We start from the raw sequence: 5,730 nt of genomic DNA, 5'->3' as shown, positions 1-5,730 counted from the left end.
TTGCCGACGATGTATTTCATCTCGGTCTGGCCGAACATCTCGTTCATCGGCACCTGCAGCACGTCGCGGCACCAGGCCATCACCGCATCGCCCACCGGCTCGCCGGCGGCCATCACTGCCTGCAGCCGCAGGCGCGGAAAGCGCTGCCTCGGGTGGGGCACCGCCTTCATCATCGCCTTCAACGCGGTGGGGAACAGGAAGGTGTGCGTCACCCCATGGCGCTGCATCAGGCCGAAGGCGGTCTCGGGGTCGAAGCGCCCGCTGTAGCCCACCAGCGGCCGGCCGAAGTACAGCACCGGCAGCAGCACGTCGATCAGACCGCCGGTCCAGGCCCAGTCGGCCGGGCTCCATACCACCGGCCCGCCGTCGGGTGCGGTGAAGCCGTTGTAGCTGCAGACGAAGCCCGGCAGGTTGCCGATCAGCGCCCGGTGCGGCAGCAGCGCGCCCTTGGGCGGGCCGGTGGTGCCGCTGGTGTAGATGAGGATGGCCGCATCGTCGGCCGCCGTGTCCACCGGGGTGAAGTGCGTATCGCTGCCGGCCAGCGCAGCGCGCCAGTCGGCATCGCCCTGGCCTTCGGCCTCGCCCACCGCCAGCACCGTGCGCAGCGCCGGGCATTCGGCGCGGGCCGTGCGCAGCGCGGCCATCGCGCTCTCGTCGGCGATGGCCATCACCGCTTCGCTGTTCTGCAGCCGGTAGGCCAGCGCCTCGGGCCCGAAGAGCTGGGACAACGGCATGGCCACTGCGCCCAGTTGGTACAGCGCCATGTGCGACACCACGGTTTCATAGCGTTGCGGCATCACGATGGCCACGCGGTCGCCGCGCTGCACGCCTTGCGCCACCAGCCAGTGGCTCAGCCGGTTGGCATCGGCCTGCAGACGCGCGAAGGTGTAGGCCGTGCGCTCGCCGTTGGCGCGCTCATGGTGCACGGCAATGGCTTCGGGCGTGTCGCGCGCCCAGCGGCCGCAGCACACCTCGGCCAGGTTGAAGCGGGCCGGCACATGCCAGCGGAATTCGCCGTGGATCAGGGCGTGGCGGTCGGCCTGCGGACCCGCACCGGCTTTGCTGCGCGCCATGGGCTTCAGGCAGCGCCGGTGCCAGCCGCCGCGCCAGGCGCATAGGCGGCCAGCGCCTCGCCGGTGATGCGGCAGATGCGCCAGTCGGGCATCACGGTGGCGCCCATGCGCTGATAAAAGCGGATGGCGTTCTCGTTCCAGTCCAGCACGCTCCACTCGAAGCGGCCGTAGCCGCGCTCGGCCGCGATGCCGGCCAGCCGCGTGAGCAAGGCCTTGCCCAGGCCGCTGCCGCGGTGCGCGGGTTGTACATACAAGTCTTCCAGGTAGAGCCCGGGCTTGGCCAGGAAGGTGGAGAAGTTGGTGAAGTAAAGGGCAAAGGCCACCACCTGGCCCTGCACCTCGCCCACCAGGCATTCGGCCACCGGCCGGTCGCCGAACAGGTGCGGCTGCAGGCTCTCGGGCGTCGCCTGCAGCAGGTGGCTCAGCCGCTCGAAGTCGGCCAGTTCGCGGATCAGGCCGACGATGGCCGGCAGGTCGCGCGGCTCGGCCGCGCGCAACAAGGTGTCGCTACTCATGCGGCTCATTCTGTCAGCCGCCGGCGGGCCAACAGGGCAGCGGTTTCCCGGCCAGGCCAGGCGCCCGCAGCCTGCGCGCAGGTGACAGCAGCGCCGGTGGCCGCGCCTTACAGTCGGCCGCATGTCGTCGCCCATGCCCGAACCCGCAGCCGCGCCAGCGGCCGTCGCGCCCTACCTGCCGCGGCGCCCCTCTACCAGCCGCTTCGTCCAGGTGCGCGGCCTGCGCTACCACCTGCGCTGCTGGGGCGAGCTGACCGCAGACGGCCCGCCGCCGCTGCTGATGCTGCACGGCTGGATGGACGTCTCGGCCTCCTTCCAGTTCATGGTCGATGCGATGGTCGAAGGTCGCGCGCTGATCGCGCCCGACTGGCGCGGCTTCGGGCTGACCGAGCGGTCAGCCACCGACACCTACTGGTTCGCCGATTACCTGGGCGACCTCGACCAGCTGCTGGACCAGGCGCTGCCCGACCGCCGCATCGACCTGCTGGGCCACAGCATGGGCGGCAATGCGGCCATGCTGTACGCCGGCCTGCGGCCCGAGCGCATCCGCAAGCTGATCAACCTGGAGGGCTTCGGCATGCCGCGCACGCAGCCGGCCGACGCACCGCGCCGGCTGCTGCAGTGGCTGGACCAACTGCACACGCCGCCCACGCTCAACAGCTACGAATCGCCCGAGGGCGTGGTGCGCCGGCTGATGAAGAACAATCCGCGCCTGCCCGCCGACAAGGCCGCCTGGCTGGCCGGCCACTGGGGCGCCCCGCAGGCCGACGGCCGTTGGCACCTGCAGGCCGATCCGGCGCACAAGGGCGTGGCCCCGGTGCTGCACCAGGTGGACGAGTCGCTGCTACTGTGGCAGCGCATCCAGGCGCCGGTGCTGTGGGTGGACGGTGCGCTGACCGACATGGCCGCCTTCTGGGGCACACGCTACACGCGCGAAGAGTTCGAGGCCCGGCTGGCCACGGTGCCCGGGCCGGTGACGCGCGCCCGCCTGCCCGCCAGCGGCCACATGCTGCACCACGACGAACCCGAGGCCCTGGCCGCGCAGATCGAGCAGTTTCTGGCCGCATAAGTGGCAGATCGCCCCACCCCGCCCGGGGTGGGTGCCCATGCGAAAATCGCCGCCTTCACAAGGATGGCAAGCATGGACAACGAAAAGATCAACGAGATCGGCGCCCTTCTGTCGGACCTCTCTGCGCGCACCGACGCGCTACGGGGGTATCTTTGACTACGACCGCAAATCCCTGCGACTGAACGAAGTCAACGCCGCGCTCGAGAACCCCAATGTGTGGAACGAGCCCAAGCGCGCCCAGGAACTGGGCCGCGAGAAGCGCACGCTCGACGTGGTGGTCGAGACCATCAACCACCTGACCAGCAGCCTGGCCGACAACACCGAGCTGTTCGAGATGGCCAAGGCCGAAGACGACTTCGACAGCCTGGCCGCGATCGACGAAGACGCCCGCAAGCTGCAGGGCACGGTCGAGCAGCTCGAATTCCGCCGGATGTTCAACAACCCGGCCGACCCCAGCAACTGCTTCATCGACATCCAGGCCGGCGCCGGCGGCACCGAGGCCTGCGACTGGGCCGGCATGCTGCTGCGCCAGTACCTGAAGTACTGCGAGCGCAAGGGCTTCACCGCCACGCTGGAAGACGAAACCCCGGGCGACATCGCCGGCATCAAGAGCGCCACCATCAAGGTCGAGGGCGACTACGCCTTCGGCCACCTGCGCACCGAAACCGGCGTGCACCGCCTGGTGCGCAAGAGCCCGTTCGACTCGGCCGGCGGCCGCCACACCAGCTTTGCGTCGCTGTTCGTCTACCCCGAGGTGGACGACTCGATCGAGATCGAGATCAACCCCTCCGACGTGCGCACCGACACCTTCCGCGCCAGCGGCGCGGGCGGCCAGCACATCAACAAGACCGACTCGGCGGTGCGGCTGACGCACATTCCCACCGGCATCGTGGTGCAGTGCCAGGACGGCCGCAGCCAGCACAGCAACCGCGACGTGGCCTGGAAGCGGCTGCGTTCGCGCCTGTATGACTTCGAGATGCGCAAGCGCCTGGAAGAGCAGCAGAAGCTGGAGGACACCAAGACCGACGTCGGCTGGGGCCACCAGATCCGCAGCTACGTGCTCGACCAGAGCCGCATCAAGGACCTGCGCACCAACGTTGAAATCAGCAACACCCAGAAGGTGTTGGACGGTGACCTCGATCCCTTCATCGAAGCCAGCCTCAAGCAGGGAGTCTGAGTGACCCAAGCATTGCTGTTCGACCTCGACGGCACGCTGATCGACAGCATGCCGCACCACCACAACGCCTGGATCGAGTGGCACCGGCGCCATGGCCATCCGATGGACGAGCCGGGCTTCTTCGCCTCCACCGCCGGCCGCGCCAATGCCGAGATCCTGGCCGACCTGCTGCCGCACCTGGATGCGGCCGCGATCGACGCCCTGGCCGAGGAGAAGGAAGCGCTTTACCGCGAATTCGCCCGCCCGTCGCTGCAGCTGATCGGCGGCGCCGCCGAGCTGGCCGCGCTGGCGCGCAGCCAGGGCCTGAAGCTGGCGGTGTGCACGGCCTCGGGCCTGCTGAACATGCAGCTGGCCTTCGAGCGCTTCGGCATCGGCGAGTGGATCGACACCGTCACCAGCCCGGCCGACGGCCTGCGCGGCAAGCCCCACCCCGACATCTTCCTGGAAGCCGCGCGCCGCCTGGGTGTGGCGCCTGAAGCCTGCGTGGTGTTCGAGGACGCGCCGCTGGGCATCGAGGCGGCCCGCCGCGCCGGCATGCGTGCCGTCGCCCTCACCACCACCATGCCGCGCGAAGCCTTCACCGGCTTCGACAACGTGGTGGCCATCGTGCCCGACCTTCAGCAATTCGACCTCGGCGCCCTGTCGCCGTCGCGCCCTAACGGAGAAGCCCACCATGCGTGAAGGACCCGCCCTGACCATCCGCCGCGCGGACTACACCGAGCCGGCCTACTGGATCCGCAGCGTCGAGCTCACCTTCGACCTCGACCCCGCCAAGACCATCGTCGGCAGCCGGCTGGTGATCGAGCGCAACCTGTCGCTGCCGCCGCAGCCGCTGAAGCTGCACGGCGAAGACATCACCCTGCTGCGCGTGCAGGCCAATGGCGAGAGCGTCAGCTTCCGCCAGGAGCCCGGCCTGCTGGTGATCGACAACCCGCCCGGCGACAACTTCACGCTGGACATCCGCAACACCTGCTGCCCGGACAAGAACACCCAGCTGTCGGGCCTGTTCTCGTCGGACAGCGGCCTGTTCACCCAGTGCGAGGCCGAGGGCTTCCGCCGCATCACCTACTTCCTGGACCGGCCCGACGTGATGGCCGTCTACACCGTGCTGCTGCGGGCCGACAAGAAGCGCTACCCGGTGCTGCTGTCCAACGGCAACCTGCTGGAAGAAGGCGAGCTGGAAGGCGGCCGCCACTATGCCAAGTGGCACGACCCGTTCCGCAAGCCGAGCTACCTGTTCGCCGTGGTGGCCGCCGACCTGGTGGCCCGTGAGCAGCAGATCCGCACCCGCTCGGGCCGCGACCACCTGCTGCAGGTGTACGTGCGCCGCGGCGACCTGGACAAGACCGAGCACGCGATGAACTCGCTGATCGCCTCGGTGGTGTGGGACGAGGCCCGCTTCAAGCTGCCGCTGGATTTGGAGCGCTTCATGATCGTCGCCGTCGGCGACTTCAACATGGGCGCGATGGAAAACAAAGGCCTGAACATCTTCAACACGAAGTTCGTTCTGGCCAGCCCGGCCACCGCCACCGACGTGGACTTCGGCGGTGTGGAAAGCGTGGTCGGCCACGAGTACTTCCACAACTGGACGGGCAACCGCATCACCTGCCGCGACTGGTTCCAGCTGAGCCTGAAGGAAGGCCTGACCGTCTTCCGCGACCAGGAATTCAGCATGGACATGGCGGGCGGCCCCAGCGCCAAGGCCGTCAAGCGCATCGAAGACGTGCGCGGCCTGCGTCAGGTGCAGTTCCCGGAAGACGCCGGCCCGATGGCCCACCCGGTGCGACCCGACGAGTACCAGGCCATCAACAACTTCTACACCGCCACGGTGTACGAAAAGGGCGCCGAAGTCGTGCGCATGATGCAGACGCTGGTGGGCCGCGAAGGCTTCGAGCG

General features: G+C 68.9%; 6 protein-coding genes. 4 read left to right on the top strand and 2 right to left on the bottom strand.

Features of this window, described 5'->3' with window-relative positions:
* Both ABNT58_RS00905 and ABNT58_RS00900 read right to left on the bottom strand, forming a co-directional pair.
* A partial coding sequence (locus ABNT58_RS00905; protein ID WP_348751633.1) for an AMP-binding protein occupies window positions 1-1,073 on the bottom strand: 1,073 nt, incomplete at its 3' end.
* Window positions 1,074-1,078: 5 nt separating this feature from the next.
* Window positions 1,079-1,588: a GNAT family N-acetyltransferase gene (locus ABNT58_RS00900; protein ID WP_348751632.1), complete on the bottom strand. Its 510-nt coding sequence runs from the start codon at window positions 1,586-1,588 to the stop codon at window positions 1,079-1,081.
* A 133-nt stretch (window positions 1,589-1,721) separates the two neighbouring features.
* Here ABNT58_RS00900 and ABNT58_RS00895 point away from each other — a divergent pair, with 133 nt between their 5' ends.
* The 4 genes from ABNT58_RS00895 to ABNT58_RS00880 form a co-directional block, all read left to right on the top strand.
* On the top strand, window positions 1,722-2,657 hold the full coding sequence (locus ABNT58_RS00895; RefSeq protein ID WP_348751631.1) for an alpha/beta hydrolase: 936 nt from the start codon (window positions 1,722-1,724) through the stop codon (window positions 2,655-2,657).
* Between the two features lie 72 nt (window positions 2,658-2,729).
* Window positions 2,730-3,834 (top strand): peptide chain release factor 2 gene (prfB, locus tag ABNT58_RS00890; protein ID WP_348751630.1). Its coding sequence is split into 2 segments (ribosomal slippage): window positions 2,730-2,810 and window positions 2,812-3,834, totalling 1,104 coding nucleotides; the frame shifts between segments, so codons are not numbered across the junction.
* Window positions 3,835-4,515 carry an HAD family phosphatase gene (locus ABNT58_RS00885; protein WP_348751629.1) on the top strand — a complete coding sequence of 227 codons (681 nt, stop codon included), beginning with the start codon at window positions 3,835-3,837 and terminating at the stop codon, window positions 4,513-4,515.
* Window positions 4,508-5,730: M1 family aminopeptidase (locus ABNT58_RS00880; protein WP_348751628.1), on the top strand; the 1,223-nt coding region annotated here is incomplete at its 3' end. The genes ABNT58_RS00885 and ABNT58_RS00880, both read left to right, overlap by 8 nt.

Origin of the sequence: uncultured Aquincola sp. (genome assembly GCF_964001545.1) — a bacterium.
Lineage (GTDB): Bacteria > Pseudomonadota > Gammaproteobacteria > Burkholderiales > Burkholderiaceae_C > Aquincola.
The sequence above is the reverse complement of the archived record's forward strand: the minus strand, read 5'-3'. Positions and strand labels throughout refer to the sequence as shown.